Origin of the sequence: Methanofastidiosum sp. (genome assembly GCA_020854815.1) — an archaeon.
Lineage (GTDB): Archaea > Methanobacteriota_B > Thermococci > Methanofastidiosales > Methanofastidiosaceae > Methanofastidiosum.
Genome location: JAHKLW010000035.1, coordinates 31,229 through 52,536 on the forward strand (window position 1 = coordinate 31,229; position 21,308 = coordinate 52,536).

Consider the following 21,308-nt stretch of genomic DNA (forward strand, 5'->3'; position numbering starts at 1 on the left):
TAATTTTTTTATTTGAGGAATAAAAATGGAAAAAAAATCAAATCCCTATTTTGAAGATTTAAGAGAGAGTGTTGGAACTTTTTCTACCGTTCCATCTTTCAAAGAAATGAAAAGAAGAACACTCGCCGACAAGGGAATAAACGGCCCGACTGCAGCACATGTTATAGAAGAGATACACACACCATTAAATTATGCGTATGTCACTTTCACAACAGGCACAACTGCATGGCAAAACCTTGTTGGGATAACACCTAATGAAAAAGAATATAGAAAAAATGTAGGTAAAAATGCATTGAAAATGGCTGGAGCCAAAGAAGGTCAAAAAGCCATGTTCTGTTATCCTCCACTATTAAACGCAATAACAAGAAATGCCTTGGAAGAGATGGGCTTATCTTGGACATTTCTCACAAAATCTTCTAGAGATTCTTTTCTAATGGATTTATATTACAAGGAACCAAACATAATATTTGGTGAATCAGCATTCCTTAAGGCTTCATTACAAGATGCCAAAAAATTGAATGTCGCAGAAGACCTGCCAAAAGTCGATATAGTAAACTGCATAGGCACTCCCTTGGATTTAGAGGCTGTTGATATAATACATGACATTCTAGGGGCCAGGGTCAACGACATATATGGCACTCAGGAATTCGGCTGGATAGCAATGAATGGCAATCCTGTAAGGGAAGACATTGAATTCGCGAGGTCAGATGTTGGGCATGATTTCAAAGAAGCTGTCGTAGGCGGCCTTCCAACAGGAGATAGTTTTCCCATAGTTGAATCAGGGCATGCGCTTGACAAGAATGGTAAAATAATTACGTATATGAGGGCAAGAACTCAACCTGATTATGAAATTTATGTCAGAGAAACAACATTAAACGCGAAACAAACAATTGAAAGGGCATGCAGAAGTATTTTGAGAATTAAGTCCAAGGTAGCTAAGGTCCCTGATGACGTTGTACTAAACTCTGATAGAACAGTCCTAGAACTTAAACCTTCGATAATTCCAAAAGGTTACGAGGAGGATAATGAGCATATTCTAATAGAAGGGCCTATTAAGACAAAGATGTTTGATCTACTTGTTCAAGCACAACTTGACTATCAAACTTTAAGCGTCAAGGATCCATGCTGGGTCAAGGATAGGTAAAAGAAAGCATGATTTTTCAGAGACATGACTTAGTGTTTTCTGATTGGAAACACATAGATATATCACCGATAAAGAACGAAGATTTTAGAAATCTTATAGTCCAGAATATTCTGCCGGGAATAGTAAGACGGGAAGAAATCGATGTGGTAAAAGGAGCTAACTATTACTCGGAAAATGAAAAAGTCTTTATAGGCTTTGTTCATCCTTACACAGAAAATGGAAGAAGGCTTAGATTTGGAACTTTTGTTCCCGGCGATAGAATCACTAAACTGATAACACCTTATGAAGTTTCAAATTTTTCATTTAAATCTAGAACGCCTGCATTGTCAGCATTATCCCAAATAATAGCTCAATTTAAGGTTGGTGTATGGGGCTCAACTGCACTTGAAATCATCACAGGATTAACTTACACCCACGATATGTCAGATTTGGATATTATAGTAAAGAACTATACCTCCGAAGAGCTTATTAATCTCTTATCTTTCTGTAATGAGCTAGAGTCTAGCATGGGGATAAAGATTGATATTGAAATCAATCTTAAGTCAGGTTATGGCATAAACCTTAAAGAATATGCTTCTGAAAGTGAGGCATTGCTTGGTAAAGGATTAAGAGATGTTGTATTGATAGAAAGAAAGAGCATTGAGGCGTATCTATGAAAAAAGTAGACATAATGGGGGAACTTGCAACTAGAAGTATTCTTTTAGAAGTATCAACTCACCCCAAACCGGGTCTTGTAACACCATTTTCAGCAGGAGCCCACAGAGATATGGATTTCACGCTTTTCTTGAAAAGCACAGCAGTTTTAAGTCAAGGGTTTAAAGAGGTGTCCCACTTCGGTTATAACTATAAAGGCGACCTTAAAAAAATGTTGCCTCCTTTAAGAAAACTTGGATTAGATGTTGAGCAGAGAATGTTTGAAGTAACTAACGGAGTCAACACACAAAAAGGCCTCATTTTTCTTTTTTATCTTATACTTGGCGCATCAGGCTATTTATTGAACAAAAGAAGATTATCGCCAAAAAATATTTCCTCCTCAGTTTCAAAGATAACTGCAGGTATAACTGAAAATGAGCTTGGATCTATTAAAAAAGCGAAAAAATCTCTTTCAAAAGGAGAAAATACATTTGTTAAATACGGCATAACTGGGATTAGAGGGGAAGTGGAAAAAGGACTCCCCACTGTGATGGAACTTGGATTACCGGAATTTAAAAAAGCATATGAAAAAACTCAAGATCTAAATAAGTCTTCACTTCACGCACTTATTGCTATAATGTCAAGGGCCGAAGACACTAATATTATTTCAAGAAACGGCATTGACGCTTACTACGATGTCCAAAAAAAAGCCGATGAAATAATCAAAGCCGGCGGAGTTTTAACGACAACGGGGATGTCAAAGATATTAGATATTGAAATGGATTTTCTTAAAAGAAACATTAGCCCAGGAGGCGCAGCAGACCTTTTGAGTGCAACATTATTCTTTTATTTTCTTGATAGGGAGGTGTGAGGGATTTGATGGAATTAACACCTATTCAGACCTTTATTATTGCACTTTTATTCAGAATATCTATTCCAATATTATTATTTGTTGCAGTACTCTACTTTTATAAAAAGAAGGCTAAAAAGCAGAAATAATTTATTCCCAAAACTCTTCAATTATAAGGGAAGCCAGAAAACATAGCCCTGAATTCTTCATGCCCCAATATTTTTCTATCTGTGGCCTTGCAACGTCCAAGAGTTTTTTCAATTTTTCATTTATCAATCCATACTCGTTACTTGTAAGTTGCACAGTGCATATACGTTTTCCCAGAAATTCCATAATTTTTCCTTTTTCTATTTGGTCTTCTACCTCCTCAATAGAAATCTGGTATTCTGATGAATCTATAGCACATATAATCTCAAAAAGCAGGTTCTTAATTGCGTCACGCGGTATAGTATTGGCCATACTAGTCAAAATAAATAAAAGAAAATAGTTTATTAAGTTTATGTCTTTTGCTAGAGTCATTATGGATATTATTATAAATCCTGAAAAGTATAATTAATCGTGAATAAAAAAATTTCCATCCTTTCAATAGTTTTTACTTTTTTGTTATCTCTAGTCGGCTGTTTGTATATCGAAGAAAATAACTCTGCCCCAACCCAAACTGAAAACTCACAGCCTAAATATACCGATAAGGAGATTGAATACTTTGCTGAAATAGCCCTCGGAACTGAGTATGGCAACAATACGCAAGTCGTAAGAAAATGGAATTCAGATATAAGAATAAAAATTAATGGAAATCCAAATGAGAGAGACCTTCAGGCGCTGAATATGGTACTCTCAGAAATTAATGCGATTATTGGTGACAAGATTAATTTATCTATTGTAACAATAAATCAAAATATTGATATCAATTTTGTCCCTTTATCTGAGTTTTCTGTATGTAATGCAGCTCCTGGTAACTACGGATACTTCAACTGCAAATGGAGAAACGATGTTATTTATGAATGCGATATATGTATCGCTACTAACGATTTTCTTCTACAGGAAGAACGGTCTCATATGATAAGGGAGGAAATAACTCAGTCTCTTGGGCTTATGAAAGACTCTTTGAAATATCGTGACAGTATATTCTATGAGGGGTGGACCCAAACTCAGAAATTTTCTGAGATTGATAGAAAAATGATAGAGATTCTATATTCTGATTCAATTAGACCGGGAATGAGAAAAGAACAGGTGGAAACTATTTTAAATAAGTGATTTTCATCTACCTGTCAAGAGATTAATCGAAACTATTTTAAATGTTTTATATATAGTGTGGATATGAACTACAGATTACTCTTAGGCTGTATTAGCGTCGGATCAGGTTTATCCTTACTTTATTATAGATTTACAAATGCAATTTATTTCACCTTTTTTGAGATAGTCCTACTAGCCATGTCTCTATTTATAGGAGTATTTTTAATAGTAAAAGGGCGACAGGAATCAAGGCAGATCAAAGAATAAAGACTAGACAATTGTAAGTTGAAATATAAAAAAGTTTTAATAAAAAAATTTATTTTTCCTTGTAGAGGCCAAGCATCTTCATGAACTTTAGCATTGGTAGAGATTTTGGCAATATTGTGACTTTAGTTTCTTCGTTAGAACAATTAGTGTTTTTAAAAACTATTGTCCCTAGGCTAACTGCCCTGAAAGTTATTATATAATTTCCTCCTCCAAGGTTTTCTACATCTACCGTCTCAATAGGAGACCCCGATGGATATGGATATTTTGGGGGCCCTTTATTATAGTAGACCATACAATCATTACATCACAAGGATTTTCAAAACCTGCCCCTCCAAACAGAATAAACACTGATATTGTACCTTAAGTACAAATGTTTCCCCTACACGAACTGAAGTTTTGAATTATTATCTTATTTAAGCCTTTGTCTATCCATTTCAAAAAAGAAGTGGAGGGAGGGGGATTCGAACCCCCGAACACCTACGTGACAGGACTCTGAATCCTGCGCCTTTGGCCAAGCTCGGCAATCCCTCCTTTGAATATACTACATATTTGTTTGTGAATCAGAGTGTTTCAATCTCTCAACTTCATTCCAGAGTTTTAATCCTTCCTCGCTGCTTGGTTTTTGATAGTTAATACCATGTGGCGTAGATCTTCCTTTTTCATCAAGAGTGACGAATGTTACAAATCCATCAACAAGTTGCTCTTTTGTGAGTCTTTTGTATATCTTTGTGTATATTGTTAAGCTTGTTTTTCCAACATGTGCTAAAACCGATTCAATCTGGATGATATCTCCATTGTTTCCAGGTCTAATAAATTTCATACCATGAATTTTTATACAGACAATTCTAGAAGGATCCCCATAGACTCTTGATGCTTCAATAAAAGCCCCCTCAACAAACCACATTGAAGTCACACCAGCAAAAAGTGTACCATGATGGTTCAAATTCTCAGGTCTAACAAGTTTTGATATTGTAGTAAAATTTGAAGTATCCATAAAATCAACCTTAAAGTGGGGACACAGGGATTTGAACCCTGATCCATGGATTTCCCCATCAAACTCCAGAATTTCTTCATCGGCATACGCCATCAGTATTCTCTTTCATCTGGAAAGGATTCTGGAGTCCATGATGATGGCCTGGTTACACCATGTCCCCTTTGCGAAGCCGGGGGAGGGAGTTGAACCCTCGTAATCGGATCTGCAGTCCGAGGCCGAGCCTCTCGACAACCCCGGCGTAATCAAGATAGACTTTAAGTATTTTATAAAACTTTCGTTAAATAATTTGAAGATGAAGAAAAAAAATCATTCAAGGAAATCTTACTCTCTTTTCCTGATTCAAGGTCACGCAAGGTGACATTGCCCTCTTTTAGATCCCTTTCACCGACAATCAGAAGTGATTTTGCGCCCAATTTGTTTGCAAATTTAATCTGATTTGAAAGATTTCTGCCCATAATATCAAAATCAACTTTAAAGCCGCTATTTCTCAAGCTGGTCAATAACTTTGAAACTTCCTTTTCAACATCCCCAATAGTTGCAATGAAGAGATCAATCTCAACCTTTTCTTCAGGCCATATGTTTTTTCTTCTCATCATGAGCTCTAGTACGGCATCGCCCATACCAAATCCAACAGCAGGTATATGCTCTCCTCCGAAAAGCTCTGCGAGATTGTCATATCGCCCTCCACCAAAAAGGGCCCTAAACTCTCTTTTTCTATCATGGACTTCAAAAACCATGCCTGTATAATAGTCAAGACCTCTTACAATCGATGGGTCGAAAGTGATAAATTTATCGTAACTTCTATCACTTAGATTTTGCGCAATTTTCTTCAGGGACTCGATAACTTTTGATATACCATCCCCAGTGTAGGATTTTGATAATTTTTCAATCGATTTTAAGAAGTCACCCTTTGAACTGAGAAAAGTCTCTATTTGTTCAATTTGTTCGCTGTCTAACTTAAGGGCCATTAACATTTCTTTAAAGTCCCTTTCGCTCACCTTCTCTCTCTTATCAATAATTTTAAGGATATCCTGGTAATTTTTTATTCCAATATTTAATAGGAACTCCTGGAGCATGCGCCTGTCAGATATCCTGACTTCAATGTCTGATTCGTCAAAACCTAAATCACAAAGTAGTTTTATTGCACAGGATATAACTTCAGTGTCAGCTCTAGGGTCTTCTGAGCCAAATATATCAATATTTAACTGATAGAACTCTCTTAACCTCCCACTCTGTGGCCTTTCATATCTCCATAACCTTGGTATAGAATACCACTTGACTGGGAATGAAAGCTCTTTTGCCCTAGATACTAAAACTCTGACTACTGAAGGTGTAAGTTCTGGGCGCAAAGAGATCATTCTTCCGCCTTTGTCTTCGAAAGCATAAAGTTCTTCAATGATCTCTTCACCGCTTTTTATAGAATAAAGTTCAAATAGTTCGATTGCCGGTGTATCTGTTTCAAAAAATCCAAATTCCTCTACACTTTTTTGTATAGATGAAAATACTTTCTTTCTTGCAGCCATTTCATTTGGAAGAAAATCCCTAGTTCCTCTCAAGCGTTCGAACATCTTTGCACCCAGGTTAAAAATTTAAAGCAATTTGCTGATTGATTTACCTTGCTCTATAGCCTCTCTGATTATTGCCTCCCTTTTAAGAGTTTCTTCAGCAATATGAATGATATCTTCAACTTTCTCCTTTGGAATGACAACGAGGCCATCATCATCGCCTACTACCCAGTCCCCTGGATTTACAATGACCCCCCCACAGACTACCGGGACATTTATCTCTCCAAGTCTTGTTGCAGTACCTGCTCTTGTTACTATACCTCGGCAGAATACAGAGAGCCCCTCTCCCTTTATGCTCTTGACATCCCTTATGGCTCCATCAACAACTACTCCACTAACCCCTTTTAGTTTAGCCTGCATTGCCATAAGGTCCCCGAATAGAGAATATTTTGTAATTCCGCCGCCGTCAATCACTAAAACTTGTCCTTGAGAAATCTCTTCAAGAGCTTTTAGTGCTGTAAGCATATCACCTGGACAGCATTTTGCAGTGAATGCTGGGCCACAGAGAAAGTCGCCTTCCTTGATAGATTTTATAGATTCATCAACTGAACCTCTTTTCCGTAGGGCATCATTGATAGAAGCTGCGTCAAGAGATCTCAATTTCTTCTCTATCTCTTCCCTTTTCGTATCTATCTACCCCCTCACATATATTATTTTATCCTTCTTCAATTCCTCTATCTTTTCTTTAGAGTACCCCAATACGTTGGATAATACTTCTTCAGTATTTTCCCCCAATGCAGGTGGGCGTACGTGATCTTTACACGGCGTAAGTGGTAAATTTAGAGGACTGTTTGCAGTTACCATCTTTCCTGCAATAGGGTGATCAAATTCAAAGAGCATCTTCCTATATTTTGTGTTTGGGTCATTTATTACTTTATCAATTGTATTTACAGGGCCACATGGAACGCCGGCATCAGTTATTATTTTGACTAGCTCTTCAGTAGTATGCTTTTCTGTCCAGCCTTCAATGATCTTCTTCAGCTCGGCCTGATTTTTTGTTCGTGAATCGTTATTTTTGAATCTTTCAGCCATTAACAATAAATTAAACTCAGGGATACTCTTACAAAACATCTCCCATAAATGGTCATTTCCTATACCTATAACCATGTGCCCATCACTGGTCTTAAAGACATCAAAAGGGGTAAGGCTTGGGTGTCTTGAGCCAATCCTCTGAGGTATTTCTCCTGAAACTGTATACCTAACTGCAGCATTTTCTAAAATTGCAATAATGCAGTCAACCATTGCTGTGTCTATGTACTGGCCTTGGCCATTTTTATCCCTTGTTCTCAAAGCCCCAAGTATGGCAATAGCAGAAAACATGCCTGAAATTATATCTGCAAGTGATGACCCAACTCTTGTTGGAGGCTTATCAGGGTAACCTGTTATACTCATTAACCCACCATAGGCTTGTGCAATAATATCATATCCGGGCCTTCCAGGATATACTGAGTCATTTCCGAATTGTGATATTGTGGCGTATATTATTCCGGGATTTATCTTTTTGACATTTTCATATGAAAATCCAAGCTTATCCATTGTTCCAGGTCTAAAGTTTTCCGTGATTACATCACATATTTTTATAAATTCCCTAACGATTTCTTTTCCCTTTTCTTCTTTTAGATTAATAACAATGCTTTTTTTGTTCCTGTTAATGCTCATAAAGTAAGCACTTTCTCCGTTTTTGTAGGGTCCGAATTTTCTAGAGTCATCGCCGTCACTCTTTTCAATTTTTATAACCTCAGCCCCGAGATCACTTAGTATCATGGTACAGTATGGCATCGCAAGTACATGGCTTAGATCCAATATCCTTACTCCTTCTAATGGCCTCATTTATCCACCTCGCTAAAATTAAATAATGAAAGGATCACAACAATTTCCTCAACAGATGGATTACCATCTATTTCAATTGAGCGACATTTGTCCTTTTTTTCATCTTTTTTGTCTATTATCTCATCCATTGACATATTAATAAACTTTTCCCATTTATTTTGTGTCTATTACAAAGAGAAGTTCGCCCTTTTCGACAATCATTCCTTCGTGAACCGATATCGTTGATAATAAACCTGATTCCGGAGCATGTATTTCTGTTTCCATCTTCATTGCGATTAATGTCATTATGGAATCTCCCCTAACTACTCGCTCTCCAGCTTTCTTTCCTAACTTAAGGACAATACCGCCGACCAAAGAATCAACATAAACAATATCGTTCTCTTTTCTATATTGATTTTCACTCTTCTTTTTTTGCACCTTTTTTAAAACAGAAACTTCATAGATTAATTCATCATAGATTACCTGGTACTCGCCATCAGCTACCTTATTCAATTTAATAAGATGTTCTTTATCGTCAATTTTTATTTTAAATTCATCCATTTAAATCAAGCTAGAGCGGCTATTAAGACTCCAGCCGCAACAGCTGTACCTATAACCCCTGCAACATTAGGCCCCATGGCATGCATTAAAAGGTGATTTTGTGGGTCTTCCTTAAGTCCCATCTTCTGGACCACTCTTGCAGCCATTGGAACAGCTGAAACACCTGCAGCACCTATCATTGGATTTATCTTTTCCTTTAGGAATAGATTCATTATTTTGGCAGCAATTACTCCTCCGCAAGCAGCAGCAAAGAAAGCCACAATGCCAATTAGAAATATTTTAATCGTCTGTATGTTAAGAAAGCTTTCAGCACTCATTACACTTCCTACTGAAAGCCCCAATATAATAGTCACAATATTTAGAAGTTCTTCACTAGCGCCTTTTGCAAGCCTCTGAGTAACACCACTTTCTCTAAACAGATTTCCAACAAACAACATTCCTACTAATGGAATAGCCTTAGGAACTAAAAGCCCAGTTACAATCGCACCAACAATTGGAAACAGTACTTTTTCCTTCTTGCTAACACTTCTCATCTGGACCATTCTAATCATTCTTTCCTTCTTAGTAGTTGTCAATCTGATTGCTGGCGGTATTATCAAAGGAACTAAAGACATGTATGAGTATGCCGCAACAGCTGTTGCACCCAGAAGTTCAGGCGCAAGGACTGTTGTAACATAGATTGTTGTTGGCCCATCAGCACCGCCTATAATCCCAATTGAGGCAGCTTGGTCTGAAGTAAAACCTAGAATAATAGATCCAACAAGTGCAATAAAGACCCCTATCTGTGCAGCAGCACCCAAAAGAAAAGTCTTAGGATTTGAAAGAAGCGGCCCAAAATCAGTCAGAGCTCCTATCCCCATGAATATGATACTTGGAACTATTTCATTTGCAATTAGATATTTGACAAACAGCCCAAAAACCCCACCTATTGCATTGGGATCAGATATCCCTGTTAGAGGTAAATTAGACAAGATTGCACCAAATCCTATTGGCACAAGTAACAACGGTTCAAATCCCTTATTGATACCAAGGTAGACAAGTATGCAGCCTACTATAATCATAGCTACGTTTCCAGGCGTTAAAGCAAAAATCCCGCTTGTGGTCTGAAATACTTCAATAAATGTTCCTACAACGTCAATCAATCAAATCACCTTTAACCTATAATAAATAGGACATCACCTGAATTAATGGACTGACCAGGATTTACATGTATATTCAAAATTTTGCCTGCAGTAGGAGAAGATATTTCATTTTCCATCTTCATTGATTCAACTATCATTACCACATCCCCTATACTCACTGTGTCGCCAACCTTTTTCTTAAGTGAAAGAACGGTTCCCGCCATTACAGCCTTAACTTCTTCGCCTTTTCCCTTTGAAACAGGGGTAGAAGGTTTGGGGGCTTCTGGGGGTGGAGAATAAACTTCAGTTTTAGGTTTTGGTGTAGGGGCTGGACTCTTAATCCCAAGTACTTCTTCAATTGATAAGTTCAGAGTTTTATCGCCCAATTTCATCTCTAAATTTCCTCCGCCTAAATCCTCTATATCAACCTGATAATCCTTGCCATTAATCTTAACATTGTATTTTGCCATTATATCCCCTCTATCATTTCTCTTCTACCTAAAACTTTCCAGTTTTCATTAGGTTTTGAAAGAGATATTACTGGAACTTCACTCTTAAAACAATGCATATAGGCTACAGCAATCATAGCCATAACCTCTTCATAATCGTTTTCCGCTTTGGATATATCCTCAACTTTTATTTCTTCTTCAGAAGAGTTATTCTTTTTTTCATCATTTTTAGTAATAGACCTACCGATTATAGTAATAATCGAGGATAAAATAATAAGAACCAAAAACGTGATCCCCATTCCAACAATTACGAGTTCCAATCCAAGAAACAGTTCGATCATATCTACCATTACTTTCACCTAGAACGGAATTATTCCGTGTTTTTTCTTGGGGAGTACTTCCTTCTTTGACTGGTATACTCTAAGAGAATTTATTAGTACAGTTCTTAGATTCTTTGGATCAACAACATCGTCGATATAGCCACGTGCGGCTGCCATGTAAGGATTTGCAAATTTCTTTTTGTAGTCTTCACTTAATTCATCAGTTTTCTTAATAGGGTCCTTAGCCTCAGATATTTCTTTTCTAAAGATTATTTCGCACGCTCCTTTTGGCCCCATAACTGCAATCTCTGCAGTAGGGAGAGCATAAACTGCATCAGCCCTTAAATGTTTTGAAGCCATAGCTATATATGCCCCGCCGTAGGCCTTTCTCACAATCACTGTGATTAATGGGACTGTGGCTTCAGAGTATGAATATAACAACTTCGCACCGTGTCTAATAATTCCTCCGTGCTCCTGGTCCAATCCGGGCATATAACCTGGCGTGTCAACAAAAGTTAATATAGGAATGTTAAAGGCATCGCAGAATCTGACAAATCTTGAAGCCTTGTCAGAAGAATTAATATCCAGAACACCTGCAATATGGCTTGGATTGTTAGCTACTATACCAACGACCTTTCCGTCAAGCCTCCCAAATCCAACTATAATATTTGGTGCATAAAGTGGATGAATTTCGTAAAATTCATTATTATCCAAAACTGCTTTTACAACTTGGCTCGCATGATATCCTTTGTTCGAATCTTCTGGTATTATTGAATAGAGTTCAGGAGTTTGTCTCAATGGGTCATCATTTGGCTCAATCGATGGGGGGTCTTCCATATTGTTTGAAGGCAAATAACTGAAAAGATTTCTTATGAGATTCAAAGTATCCTCATCATTTTTACCAACTCTATGGGCCAAACCACTCTTACTTTCGTGGACATGGGGACCACCAAGCTCCTCAAAAGTAACATCCTGGTGCAACACAGTCTTTACAACTTGAGGCCCAGTTATGAACATATAACTTGTATTATCAGTCATGAAAACAAAATCTCCTATAGAAGGAGAATAAACAGCTCCCCCGGCACAAGGTCCCATGATGGCTGTTATTTGGGGAATCACTCCAGATGCAATAGTATTTCTGTAGAAAATATCTCCATATCCTTTGAGCGAATCAACACCTTCTTGGATCCTTGCCCCACCAGAATCGTTTATTCCTATCACAGGCGCGCCAACTTTCATTGCTTGGTCCAAGAGATAGCTTATCTTGAAGGCATGAGCTTCTCCCAAGGATCCACCCATTACTGTGAAGTCTTGAGAAAAAACATAGACAAGCCTCCCTTCGATTGTACCGAAGCCTGTGATGACTGCATCTCCAGGTAGCTCCGTTTTGTCGAGACCAAAATCAATTGCTCTGTGTTTCATCAATCCATTTATTTCAACAAAGCTTCCCTTGTCAAGGAGTATGTCTAGCCTTTCTCTTGCAGATAGTTTCCCCTTTGCATGTTGGGATTCAAGTTTTTCTTTTCCGCCACCCATCTTTAACTTGTCTTTCTTTTCTTTTAGATCTTTTATCATGCCTTCAATGGCCATAAAAACCCTCATTTGTCTTTAATTTCCCCATAGTCCGTTGATTCATCAATACTTTCTCTGTTTCATTACTTATCTCAATTTGTTTAAAAACTTTCGGGTAATTGTAATCATCGTTTTACTAGTTGGTATTTATTGATATTTTTGTATTGCAGATTGGACATTTTTCATCAACTAGATTAATTTCTACTTTATAATTTCTTTTGACAACAATACTCTTGCATTTTGGACAAAACGTATCACTGTTCGCAGCCACATTTCCGAGGTATACATATTTTAGTTTCTTTTCTGCTATTTCCTTTGCCCTATATAGAGTATCTGTAGGGGTAGGTTTTATCTCCATTTTATACATTGGCCTATAAGCAGAAAAATGCAATGGGATATCGTCACTTAAATTTGAAACAAAATCTACAAGTTTTCCAATATCTTCATCAGAATCATTTAGAGTTGGGATCAATAGATTTGTTATCTCTATATGGGTTATTTTAAAAGAAGTCTTAATAGTTTCAAGAACTGGGTTAAGTCTTCCTCCACAAATGTTTTGGTAAAATTCATCTGAAAATGCTTTAAGATCTATATTCATTGCATCAATGTACGGCAAAGCTTCCTTCAAAGGCTTTGGATTTATGAATCCATTTGTAACCCAGATATTTTTGATGTCATTTTCTTTTGCTATCTTTGAAGTGTCCATTAAATATTCGTAGAATATCGTTGGCTCTGTGTAGGTATAAGATATAGACTTACAATCATAGGTTTTTGCTAGTTCAACTATCTTGTTAGGTTTTAGAAAATGATCACCTATGTCAGATGGCGTTGATTGAGAAAGATTATAATTCTGACAGTTCTGACAGAATAAATTACATCCAGGTGTTCCAAATGAAAGTGAATATGATCCAGGATAAAAATGATAAAGAGGCTTTTTTTCTACAGGGTCCACATGGAAATAAAGCTTTTCTGAATCACTCTCTCCATAAACAAGGGTATTTAGTTTCCCATACAGATTTATCCTTGTTCTGCATTTACCTCGCTCATTTGGAGGTATCAAACAGACATGTGGGCACAATAAGCACCTCGTGTTCTCATCTTCTTTCTGGTAAAAGAGTGCCTCTCTCATGCTTGAAATATTGAGTTAATACTATTTTAATTTATCTAAAAAAGAAAATTATTTTTTAGAGGATTTTACTTTTTCAAGTGCTTCTTTAAAGTCTTCATTAGTTACGTATTCGGTCTTATCGAGTCCTTTTCTTATGGCATTGAGTCCTGCTTCCCTAGCAAGGGACTTTATATCTGCACCTGTAAATCCTTCAGTTTGATCCACTAGGCCATTTATGTCGACATCTTTTAGTGGCATCCCTTTGGTATGAATCTTCAGAATATCATGTCGTGATTCTTCATCTGGCAAAGGTATTTCGACTATAACGTCAAATCTTCCAGGTCTAAGTAGGGCCTCATCCAGAATATCTGGCCTGTTTGTAGCTGCTATTACTATCACTCTTTCCAAGGATTCAACACCATCCATCTCCGTCAACAGCTGATTTACCATTCTTTCAGTCACCTTTGCTCCTGTTTCCTGACCTCTTTTAGGTGCAATTGAATCGATTTCATCGAAAAATATTATAGAGGGTGCTACTTGCCTTGCCTTGCTGAAAATCTTCCTAATTCCTTTCTCACTTTCACCGACCCATTTTGATATCAGCTCAGGACCTCTAATTGCTATAAAGTTAGCCTCACTTTCAGTGGCAACAGCCTTTGCAAGAAGAGTCTTTCCACACCCTGGCGGTCCAAAGAGAAGAATTCCTTTTGGCCCTTCAACATTTATTTTTTTGAATACGTCGGGATATTTTAGTGGCCACTCCACAGCTTCCTGTAATCTCTGTTTTACTTCTTTTAAGCCTCCGACATCACTCCATTTTATTGTTGGCACTTCAACTAAAGCTTCCCTCATTGCAGATGGCTCAACTTCTAAAAAAGCTAGATCGAAATCATTCTTTGTCACTTCAAGCCTGTTTAGAATTTCAGGAGAAATTTCAATGTCACCCCCACTGAGATCTGGGAGCACTCTTCTAATAGCCTTCATACCTGCTTCTTTACACAAGGCTTCAAGATCTGCGCCACTGTAACCATGGGTTTTTGACGCATAATATGATATATTTACATCTTGAGTTATTGGCATACCTCTAGTATGAACCTGGAGAATTTCCTTTCGGTCATTTATATCTGGAACACCAATTTCGATTTCCCTGTCAAATCTCCCTGGTCTCCTCAATGCCGGGTCAATAGTATCTGGCAAGTTTGTCGCTGCGATTACCACTACCTTGCCTCTTGTCTTAAGTCCATCCATTAATGTCAGAAGCTGAGAAACTACCCTTCTTTCAACTTCCCCTTTAGATTCTTCTCTTTTTGGGGCAATTGCATCGATCTCATCTATGAATATTATGGCCGGCGAATTTTCACTAGCATCTTCAAAGACCTTCCTAAGATTCTCTTCAGATTCGCCATAGTATTTACTCATTATTTCCGGACCATTAATAGAGGTGAAGTAAGCGTTGATCTCATTTGCAAGTGCCTTTGCTAGGAGAGTTTTACCTGTTCCAGGAGGGCCGTAAAGTAAAACTCCTTTTGGGGGGTCGATACCTAGTTTCGAAAAAACCTCTGGATGCTTCATGGGCATCTCAATCATTTCTCTAACTTTTTGGATTTCATCCCTAAGACCGCCTATGTCCTCATATGTGACATCAGGCATTTTTGATATCTCAGATTCTGACACAGGTTTAGAGGATATTATTATTTTTGTTGAAGGAATTACCTTTAGAATACCACGAGGATTTGTTTTTGTAACAACAAATGGAAGGCTTCTGTTAAAGATTTCAAATACAAAAACATTATTTTGAACAATCGGGATATCTGAGAACTTTTCTTTGAAATATGGTGTAAGGTCACCTGAAAATTGCATATCAGCCTGCATTGGGGCAAGAGTAATCGCTTTTGCATCCTTAACTTCTGCTCTTGAAATACTAACTCTATCTCCGAGTAATGCCCCAGAGTTCTTCCTGAGTATGCTGTCCATTCTAATTATTCCAGAACCCTCTTGGGTATCAGGCAGGGCCTTTGCAGCTGTTATTTTTTCTCCTTTAATTTTAACAATCTCGCCGTAATTAAGATACATCTTTCTCATTGCATCGGGGTCAATTCGTACAATACCCTTACCCACATCAAGCTTTTCTGCGCTCCCTACAACAAGATCCATTTCATTATTTTCTTTCATTTTACATACCTCATTAATATATTAACATTAAGTTAACCTAATATTAAGTGAAAGTAACTATTTATAAATTTAACGGTTAAGAAAATAAAAACTATTTATCAGGAAAACAGCTATTCATCGTAGTCTTCAATCTTTTTGGCAAAATCATTAGTATTGTAGGATCGTGGACTATCATCTGCTTCAAATGATGAGCTATCTATATCTACGTGTGAAGGTCTTTTTCTATTAATTCTATTTTTAAAAAAATCGTCACTGTCGTTTCGTCTTATTTCGAAAAGATCACTTTCATTAAATACTTTTTTTTCGATCTCTTCTATCTCTGCATAGATAATATCAAGATTATGTTTGATTCGTCTGATTGACTCCTTTAGAGTTTCAACTTCATAGACGCCTTTCTTCTTGTCTTCATCGAAAAGGAAGTTCATAAAGTCACCAATAGAGCTTCTAAACTTGAATTTAAATATATATTGCTAAGAACTAAAACTTTTTAATTCATATGGGCATATAACTTAAATGAAAAAAGATATTTCAGCTCTTGATATTCTAGCTATGCCTGTAATTCTATTTCATACTATTCTTCTCATATTGAACGTTTCCCACCTTCCTGCAGATCAGAAAGATTGGTCATATCGCCTGATGAAAAAGGAAAGAAGATACTTGAGAGTTCATCTATAATCTTGAGAAATAAATCCCAGAATATTTACTATGTCGAAGGCCAAGAAATGGCAAGAGTTAAAGAAAAACTATTGGCGTTGGCCCAATTATACGAGAGGGGGATATTGGAGGGGCTCTAATAATTCTAGAGGGCATATGATCACATCCAACCTTTTCTTTTAAAGTAGTAAATCATTGACAATCCAATTGTAAACATTATTAGAAGTACAGAATAATATCCATAAGGCGACTTTAATTCAGGCATAAAATCAAAGTTCATCCCATATATACCTGTTATTAGGGTCAAGGGCATCATTATTGTTGCAATTATCGTCAAGACTTTCATTATCTCATTTAATTTGTTTGAGGTATAGGATAGATAAGTGTCCTGTATTCCTATTAGTGAGTCTCTCATTGAATCAAGCGAATCAAAGATACTTATGATGCTATCGTAATTGTCTCGGAAATAGATTTTAGTTTCATCCGAAACAAACATGGATTCTTTTCTTAATAGGCCCAATAGCTCTTCTCTCTCTGAAACAACTATCCTTTTGAAAAGAGAAACATCCCTCTTAAGTTCAATGACCTTCATTATGCACTCCTTGTCTCCTTCATTGAATAGTTTATCTTCAGTTTCCTCTAAAGTCAAATCAAGCTTATCAAGAATTAAAAAATAGGAATCTATAATCCTGTCCATTATAACGTGTAATAGAAAGTCCGGCCCTTTGTTCAGTATTTTTAATAAAGCTTTCTCGTCATTTTTTATTTTTTCTAGGATTTTAATCTCTTTTCTTAAGTCCTTTGTTATTATGTAATTATTGCCGATGACAATGTCATATTCATATTTGTTAATCCGTATATCCATGAATAGATTATAGAGGACAATGAAATTATAGTTTTCAAAAACTTCTATCTTTACCCTTGTCCCTTCATCCCTTAAGTCTTCTAAAGTAACGGGGTGCAAGTCAAATATATCCCCTAGATATGAGATTTCTTCATTAGTTGAATCAACTAGGTCGATCCATAATCCTATACCCTTGCCAACTAAATCTTTTAGTTTATCTGCAGATACTATTTCTCTTTGTATGCCCTCTTCAAGATAAAACACTTCAAACATTACTCTGTATTACGGGCAAGATGTTTAAATTAGTTATTATTCAAAACTCACCTTCAAGCTTCAAAATAACTCTCCTAAAAATACCTTTTAGAGTATAAACTTCCCTCTGGGTATTAAATCCTCTTGCTAAAACATGCTTAAAGACCGTCAAAGCATTGTCTCTTCTATATTCCCGCTCCTCTACACGAGTTAGTATCTTTTTGAAATCTTCAATCAATAGATCTTTTTCTATTATCTCTTTTCCTTGAAGCGGGTCTGTTTTTATAGAGCATTTCACTTTGAATATTTCATAGAGTATTATGCCAAGTGCGTGAGAAACGTTCATTGTTGGATATCTTTTATCTGTCGGGATTGTAGTCATTGTATCACACATTTCAACTTCTTCATTTCTAAGACCACTACTTTCCCTACCTATGACTATACCTATTCTAAACTCGTCTGCTATTTTCTTGGCAAGGCTTTCAACAGGAGTATAATTTCTTAGCACGCCTCCACTTGTATTTGCACTTGTCGCAACTGACACATCAACAAATTTTAAGGCCTCCTCTAAACTTCCCGTAATCGTTGCAGATTTTAATATATCTTCAGCATGGACCGCTAATTTGTATGCCTCTCCATCTATCTCAACCGGATTGACTAAAATAAGATGGTAAAAACCAAAATTTTTCATAACCCTTGCAACGCTCCCGATGTTACCTGAAGACTCGGGCTCTACAAAAATTATATAAAACATCAAGTGAAGAGATATTAACGGAAAGATAAAGTTTTGGGTGCATGCATGGAAACATCCCTGGGAGTCGACATAATCTCCCGCGACCCAAGAATTTATGCTATGGTCATAATTTCTAGGGAAGGAAATAGATTCACAACTGTTTTGAAGGAAAGTGGGTCAAGGCTTAAACTTTTGAAACTGATAAAAAACTACTCGCCCCTCTACATGGGAATCGATTCTACCGAAGAATTCACTAAAAATGACCTGGAAAAACTTTCAAAATATGTTCCAATAGTACAAGTTACTGGTAAGTTTGGAGATTTTACATCTTTACCCATACTTGCAAAAAGGCACAGGATTACCCTAAATCCAAAAAATCCCTTTGATGAAGCATATGCACTTTCTAGATTGCCATTTGAAGGGGTCGGTTACAAATTAAAGATGTATGAAGATGAAACTGAAATATTAGTATCAAGTGGCAGAAGCCTTGGGAGGGGGGGATATTCTCAAGGCAGATACCAGAGAAGAACCTTTGCCCTTATTAAATATAAAGTGAGAGACATCGAAAAGGAACTTTCAAACGAAGGATTTAACTTTGATGTTGATATAGTGGAACGAGAAGGAGGTTTTTCAAAAGGCACCTTCAAAGTCTACTCAAACTTCGAAAATATTCCAATCAAGAGCAGCAGGGGCGATATAAGGATAGAGGTAAGACCACTTAAAAAGAGCTCTATTGAGTATGAAGCACTTGAAAAAAAAGTTGAAGGTTCCAATATTAAAGACAAGTATGTAATTGTGGGGGTAGACCCTGGAACAACAGTTGGCTTGTCTGTCCTTGACCTAGAAGGAAATGTTATTGCAATCACATCAAAGAGAAGTTTTTCAATGTCAAATGTCAAGGAAGAAATAAGAAAGTACGGTTATCCTTTGATATTTGCATCTGATGTAAATCCGCCTTCGGGATTTATTGAAAAAATGAGTACCTCTTTTGATTCTATTCTTTATGTCCCATCAATATCAATTCCTATCAAAGAAAAAAATGAGCTATCAAAGGGTCATGAAGCAACAAATGCCCACGAAAGGGACGCCCTTTCAGGGGCTCTAAAAGCCTATTTGCACTACAAGAACAAATTTACTCAGATAAAATCTAAGATACCTCCTGAACTTTCGCCATATAGCTCAAGGATAATAGGTGAAGTCATTAAAGGCATGCCAATAAAAGATGCATTTGAAAAAGTCAAAGACGATATGGCAGAAAAGCAAGACGAAGTGAAGATTGAGCAAAGAAATCCAGAAGAAGTAATACTCGAGCAGTCAAAAATAATTGATAATTACAAAGAAAAACAGAGCACCCTACGAAAAGATTTTGAAAAATTAGAAGCTGAGAACATTGATCTAAAGAATAAACTTCAAGAAAAAGACTCAGCAATAATATCTCTTGAAAGAAAACTTTTTGATATACTAGGCAGCCAAAAAAAAGAAGCGTTGAAGGATAACGTCATAAAAACTAAGAATTTTGAGATTACTTCATTAAGAAAAGCTGTTGAAGTATTAAAAAGTAGGGTAAATATTTTGACTGAGGAAAACAAGAGATTGAAGGAATTAAAACCTCTAATGGAGTCAGAGGACATAATTATCGGTAAAGTCTTGTCTATTTTTTCTATTGACGGTATTAGAAATCTTGTGAAAAATCAAGATCTTATGGAAGAGGATGTCGTTTACCTAAAGGATGCCACAGGAGGAGGCGCTGAAGCTGCAAAGATGTTATCAGAGATTAAAATCAAAGCTGTTTTGATCTCAGGTAAGATATCTCACCAGGCCCAGGAGGAGTTTATCGTTGGTGAAATTCCAATAATAGATTCGAAAGATATAAAAATGGAGGCAATTTCGAAGTTCGTTATACTCGATAAAGAAAGCTTTGATTTAGTCTATAAAAGGGAAAAAGAAATATTAATGGCCTTTAAAAAAGAAAGAGAGTCAAATAAACTTCTTAAAGTTATTGAAGACTACAAAGAACAAAGAAAATCAGATTATAAGGCTTAATTTGAATTATTACTTATACCAAAAGCTATATAAATGTTACGGTTGCTTTAAATAATATGGAAAAAACTGAGACACAGAAAGTTCATGCTTGCCCAGAGTGCGGGAGTCATAAACTTATCCGGGACTATTCTAGAGCAGAAGTTACATGCGACGAATGCGGTCTTGTAATTTCAGAGGATATTATTGATACGGGTCCTGAATGGAGAGCTTTTGACCATGAACAAGGAGAGAAAAGAGGTAGGGTAGGAGCACCAATGACCTACACTATCCATGATAAGGGTCTTTCCACCATGATTGACTGGAAAAACAAAGATATCCACGGTAGGGATATCAGTGCCGGCAGGAGAGCCCAGATATATAGAATGAGAAAATGGCATAAACGAATTAAAGTTGCAGATGCCAAAGATAGAAATTTAGCTTTCGCTTTAACTGAACTTGATAGACTCTCTTCTCACTTGCACCTACCAAGAAATATTAGAGAAGGTGCAGCAATGGTTTACCGAAAAGCAGTTGATAAGAGACTTATTAGAGGTAGATCAATAGAGTCAGTGACATCCGCATGTATTTACATTGCTTGCAGGGAATATAAAGTACCTAGAACTTTGGATGAAATTGTAGAGCATTCTAGAGTAGACAAAAAAGAGATAGGCAGAAGCTACAGATTTATAACAAGAGAACTTGAGATAAAACTTTATCCAACAAGCCCGGTGGACTATATCCCAAGATTTGCCACCGAGTTAGGACTTTCAGGAAAGGTCCAGAGAAAAGCCCAGGATATCTTAGAAGGCGCAATAAAAGTCGGTCTTACATCAGGAAGAGGCCCAACAGGCGTCTGTGCAGCAGCGATATACCTTGCAGCCATAATGGAGGGTGAAAGAAGGACCCAAAAGGCTGTTTCAGAGGTTGCAAAGGTCACAGAAGTAACTGTTAGGAATAGATATAAAGAAATTATAGAGAAATTGGGTATTGATGTTAAGATTTAAA

25 protein-coding genes and 3 tRNA genes are annotated in these 21,308 nt (G+C 36.8%); 8 read left to right on the plus strand and 20 right to left on the minus strand.

What is annotated here, in order from left to right; translation table 11 throughout:
- Positions 1-25: 25 nt before the first annotated feature.
- The 3 genes from KO464_04735 to citG are packed head-to-tail and all read left to right on the plus strand — an operon-like array spanning position 26 to position 2,648.
- On the plus strand, positions 26-1,144 hold the full coding sequence (locus KO464_04735) for an acyl carrier protein (protein ID MCC7572679.1): 1,119 nt from the start codon (positions 26-28) through the stop codon (positions 1,142-1,144).
- 8 nt (positions 1,145-1,152) lie between these two features.
- A complete protein-coding gene (locus KO464_04740) occupies positions 1,153-1,800 on the plus strand; it encodes a malonate decarboxylase holo-[acyl-carrier-protein] synthase (protein MCC7572680.1) in 648 nt (215 codons plus the stop codon).
- On the plus strand, positions 1,797-2,648 hold the full coding sequence (citG, locus tag KO464_04745; GenBank protein MCC7572681.1) for a triphosphoribosyl-dephospho-CoA synthase CitG: 852 nt from the start codon (positions 1,797-1,799) through the stop codon (positions 2,646-2,648). The genes KO464_04740 and citG overlap by 4 nt, the downstream gene beginning before the upstream one ends.
- A 129-nt stretch (positions 2,649-2,777) precedes the next feature.
- Here citG and KO464_04750 read toward each other — a convergent pair whose 3' ends face one another.
- Complete coding sequence (locus KO464_04750; GenBank protein MCC7572682.1) at positions 2,778-3,086, minus strand: hypothetical protein; 309 nt, start codon at positions 3,084-3,086, stop codon at positions 2,778-2,780.
- Between the two features lie 99 nt (positions 3,087-3,185).
- Between KO464_04750 and KO464_04755 the strand changes: the two genes are divergently transcribed.
- Together KO464_04755 and KO464_04760 are read left to right on the plus strand one after the other, a co-directional pair.
- Positions 3,186-3,881 carry a DUF2927 domain-containing protein gene (locus KO464_04755; protein ID MCC7572683.1) on the plus strand — a complete coding sequence of 232 codons (696 nt, stop codon included), beginning with the start codon at positions 3,186-3,188 and terminating at the stop codon, positions 3,879-3,881.
- A 63-nt stretch (positions 3,882-3,944) separates the two neighbouring features.
- Positions 3,945-4,127 (plus strand): hypothetical protein, encoded by a 183-nt coding sequence (locus KO464_04760; protein MCC7572684.1) that lies wholly within the window; start codon positions 3,945-3,947, stop codon positions 4,125-4,127.
- Positions 4,128-4,176: 49 nt separating this feature from the next.
- On the opposite strand, the gene KO464_04765 is transcribed toward KO464_04760, so the two are convergent.
- The 17 genes from KO464_04765 to KO464_04845 all read right to left on the minus strand — a co-directional run bounded on the left by KO464_04765 (position 4,177) and on the right by KO464_04845 (position 16,223).
- The gene (locus KO464_04765; protein MCC7572685.1) at positions 4,177-4,419 is read right to left on the minus strand and encodes a hypothetical protein; all 243 of its coding nucleotides are present in this window, start codon (positions 4,417-4,419) and stop codon (positions 4,177-4,179) included.
- Between the two features lie 154 nt (positions 4,420-4,573).
- Positions 4,574-4,658 (minus strand) — tRNA-Leu (locus KO464_04770).
- 10 nt (positions 4,659-4,668) lie between these two features.
- Positions 4,669-5,121: an acyl-CoA thioesterase gene (locus KO464_04775; protein MCC7572686.1), complete on the minus strand. Its 453-nt coding sequence runs from the start codon at positions 5,119-5,121 to the stop codon at positions 4,669-4,671.
- 16 nt (positions 5,122-5,137) lie between these two features.
- A tRNA-Trp gene (locus KO464_04780) sits at positions 5,138-5,281 on the minus strand.
- 7 nt (positions 5,282-5,288) lie between these two features.
- Positions 5,289-5,359: transfer RNA gene (locus tag KO464_04785), tRNA-Cys, on the minus strand.
- 25 nt (positions 5,360-5,384) lie between these two features.
- Positions 5,385-6,689 (minus strand): histidine--tRNA ligase, encoded by a 1,305-nt coding sequence (gene hisS / locus KO464_04790; GenBank protein ID MCC7572687.1) that lies wholly within the window; start codon positions 6,687-6,689, stop codon positions 5,385-5,387.
- Positions 6,690-6,710: 21 nt separating this feature from the next.
- Positions 6,711-7,286, minus strand: coding sequence for an RraA family protein (locus tag KO464_04795; GenBank protein ID MCC7572688.1), 576 nt, complete (start codon positions 7,284-7,286; stop codon positions 6,711-6,713).
- A 33-nt stretch (positions 7,287-7,319) separates the two neighbouring features.
- The gene (locus KO464_04800; protein ID MCC7572689.1) at positions 7,320-8,516 is read right to left on the minus strand and encodes a CoA transferase; all 1,197 of its coding nucleotides are present in this window, start codon (positions 8,514-8,516) and stop codon (positions 7,320-7,322) included.
- Positions 8,513-8,650: a hypothetical protein gene (locus KO464_04805; GenBank protein ID MCC7572690.1), complete on the minus strand. Its 138-nt coding sequence runs from the start codon at positions 8,648-8,650 to the stop codon at positions 8,513-8,515. The genes KO464_04800 and KO464_04805 overlap by 4 nt, the downstream gene beginning before the upstream one ends.
- A gap of 19 nt (positions 8,651-8,669) precedes the next feature.
- Positions 8,670-9,008, minus strand: a complete 339-nt coding sequence (locus KO464_04810) for an acetyl-CoA carboxylase biotin carboxyl carrier protein subunit (GenBank protein ID MCC7572691.1) — start codon at positions 9,006-9,008, stop codon at positions 8,670-8,672.
- A 53-nt stretch (positions 9,009-9,061) separates the two neighbouring features.
- Entirely contained in the window at positions 9,062-10,117 is a 1,056-nt protein-coding gene (locus KO464_04815; protein MCC7572692.1) for a sodium ion-translocating decarboxylase subunit beta, read from the minus strand.
- Between the two features lie 92 nt (positions 10,118-10,209).
- Positions 10,210-10,647 carry a hypothetical protein gene (locus KO464_04820; GenBank protein ID MCC7572693.1) on the minus strand — a complete coding sequence of 146 codons (438 nt, stop codon included), beginning with the start codon at positions 10,645-10,647 and terminating at the stop codon, positions 10,210-10,212.
- Complete coding sequence (locus KO464_04825) at positions 10,647-10,976, minus strand: OadG family protein (protein ID MCC7572694.1); 330 nt, start codon at positions 10,974-10,976, stop codon at positions 10,647-10,649. The genes KO464_04820 and KO464_04825 overlap by 1 nt, the downstream gene beginning before the upstream one ends.
- A 9-nt stretch (positions 10,977-10,985) precedes the next feature.
- Positions 10,986-12,536: a methylmalonyl-CoA carboxyltransferase gene (locus tag KO464_04830; GenBank protein ID MCC7572695.1), complete on the minus strand. Its 1,551-nt coding sequence runs from the start codon at positions 12,534-12,536 to the stop codon at positions 10,986-10,988.
- Positions 12,537-12,654: 118 nt separating this feature from the next.
- Complete coding sequence (gene amrS / locus KO464_04835; GenBank protein ID MCC7572696.1) at positions 12,655-13,647, minus strand: AmmeMemoRadiSam system radical SAM enzyme; 993 nt, start codon at positions 13,645-13,647, stop codon at positions 12,655-12,657.
- 48 nt (positions 13,648-13,695) lie between these two features.
- On the minus strand, positions 13,696-15,780 hold the full coding sequence (locus KO464_04840) for a CDC48 family AAA ATPase (protein MCC7572697.1): 2,085 nt from the start codon (positions 15,778-15,780) through the stop codon (positions 13,696-13,698).
- 128 nt (positions 15,781-15,908) lie between these two features.
- Complete coding sequence (locus tag KO464_04845; protein MCC7572698.1) at positions 15,909-16,223, minus strand: hypothetical protein; 315 nt, start codon at positions 16,221-16,223, stop codon at positions 15,909-15,911.
- A gap of 195 nt (positions 16,224-16,418) precedes the next feature.
- Between KO464_04845 and KO464_04850 the strand changes: the two genes are divergently transcribed.
- Complete coding sequence (locus KO464_04850) at positions 16,419-16,592, plus strand: hypothetical protein (GenBank protein MCC7572699.1); 174 nt, start codon at positions 16,419-16,421, stop codon at positions 16,590-16,592.
- 20 nt (positions 16,593-16,612) lie between these two features.
- Here KO464_04850 and corA read toward each other — a convergent pair whose 3' ends face one another.
- Positions 16,613-17,569, minus strand: coding sequence for a magnesium/cobalt transporter CorA (corA, locus tag KO464_04855; protein ID MCC7572700.1), 957 nt, complete (start codon positions 17,567-17,569; stop codon positions 16,613-16,615).
- Positions 17,570-17,609: 40 nt separating this feature from the next.
- Complete coding sequence (locus KO464_04860; protein ID MCC7572701.1) at positions 17,610-18,302, minus strand: RNA methyltransferase; 693 nt, start codon at positions 18,300-18,302, stop codon at positions 17,610-17,612.
- A 45-nt stretch (positions 18,303-18,347) separates the two neighbouring features.
- Between KO464_04860 and KO464_04865 the strand changes: the two genes are divergently transcribed.
- Together KO464_04865 and KO464_04870 are read left to right on the plus strand one after the other, a co-directional pair.
- Positions 18,348-20,324, plus strand: a complete 1,977-nt coding sequence (locus tag KO464_04865) for a DUF460 domain-containing protein (GenBank protein MCC7572702.1) — start codon at positions 18,348-18,350, stop codon at positions 20,322-20,324.
- Positions 20,325-20,380: 56 nt separating this feature from the next.
- Positions 20,381-21,307 (plus strand): transcription initiation factor IIB, encoded by a 927-nt coding sequence (locus KO464_04870; GenBank protein MCC7572703.1) that lies wholly within the window; start codon positions 20,381-20,383, stop codon positions 21,305-21,307.
- Position 21,308 lies beyond the last annotated feature (1 nt).

Coding starts and splice junctions, on each gene's coding strand:
- KO464_04830 (MCC7572695.1), bottom strand. CDS start 12,536: ATGGCCATTGAAGGCATGATAAAAGATCTAAAAGAAAAGAAAGACAAG.
- hisS (MCC7572687.1), bottom strand. CDS start 6,689: ATGTTCGAACGCTTGAGAGGAACTAGGGATTTTCTTCCAAATGAAATG.
- KO464_04735 (MCC7572679.1), top strand. CDS start 26: ATGGAAAAAAAATCAAATCCCTATTTTGAAGATTTAAGAGAGAGTGTT.
- KO464_04815 (MCC7572692.1), bottom strand. CDS start 10,117: ATGATTATAGTAGGCTGCATACTTGTCTACCTTGGTATCAATAAGGGA.
- KO464_04765 (MCC7572685.1), bottom strand. CDS start 4,419: ATGGTCTACTATAATAAAGGGCCCCCAAAATATCCATATCCATCGGGG.
- KO464_04840 (MCC7572697.1), bottom strand. CDS start 15,780: ATGGATCTTGTTGTAGGGAGCGCAGAAAAGCTTGATGTGGGTAAGGGT.
- KO464_04800 (MCC7572689.1), bottom strand. CDS start 8,516: ATGAGGCCATTAGAAGGAGTAAGGATATTGGATCTAAGCCATGTACTT.
- KO464_04870 (MCC7572703.1), top strand. CDS start 20,381: ATGGAAAAAACTGAGACACAGAAAGTTCATGCTTGCCCAGAGTGCGGG.
- KO464_04825 (MCC7572694.1), bottom strand. CDS start 10,976: ATGGTAGATATGATCGAACTGTTTCTTGGATTGGAACTCGTAATTGTT.
- KO464_04750 (MCC7572682.1), bottom strand. CDS start 3,086: ATGGCCAATACTATACCGCGTGACGCAATTAAGAACCTGCTTTTTGAG.
- KO464_04865 (MCC7572702.1), top strand. CDS start 18,348: ATGGAAACATCCCTGGGAGTCGACATAATCTCCCGCGACCCAAGAATT.
- KO464_04775 (MCC7572686.1), bottom strand. CDS start 5,121: ATGGATACTTCAAATTTTACTACAATATCAAAACTTGTTAGACCTGAG.
- citG (MCC7572681.1), top strand. CDS start 1,797: ATGAAAAAAGTAGACATAATGGGGGAACTTGCAACTAGAAGTATTCTT.
- amrS (MCC7572696.1), bottom strand. CDS start 13,647: ATGAGAGAGGCACTCTTTTACCAGAAAGAAGATGAGAACACGAGGTGC.
- KO464_04760 (MCC7572684.1), top strand. CDS start 3,945: ATGAACTACAGATTACTCTTAGGCTGTATTAGCGTCGGATCAGGTTTA.
- corA (MCC7572700.1), bottom strand. CDS start 17,569: ATGTTTGAAGTGTTTTATCTTGAAGAGGGCATACAAAGAGAAATAGTA.
- KO464_04820 (MCC7572693.1), bottom strand. CDS start 10,647: ATGGCAAAATACAATGTTAAGATTAATGGCAAGGATTATCAGGTTGAT.
- KO464_04860 (MCC7572701.1), bottom strand. CDS start 18,302: ATGTTTTATATAATTTTTGTAGAGCCCGAGTCTTCAGGTAACATCGGG.
- KO464_04740 (MCC7572680.1), top strand. CDS start 1,153: ATGATTTTTCAGAGACATGACTTAGTGTTTTCTGATTGGAAACACATA.
- KO464_04845 (MCC7572698.1), bottom strand. CDS start 16,223: ATGAACTTCCTTTTCGATGAAGACAAGAAGAAAGGCGTCTATGAAGTT.
- KO464_04805 (MCC7572690.1), bottom strand. CDS start 8,650: ATGTCAATGGATGAGATAATAGACAAAAAAGATGAAAAAAAGGACAAA.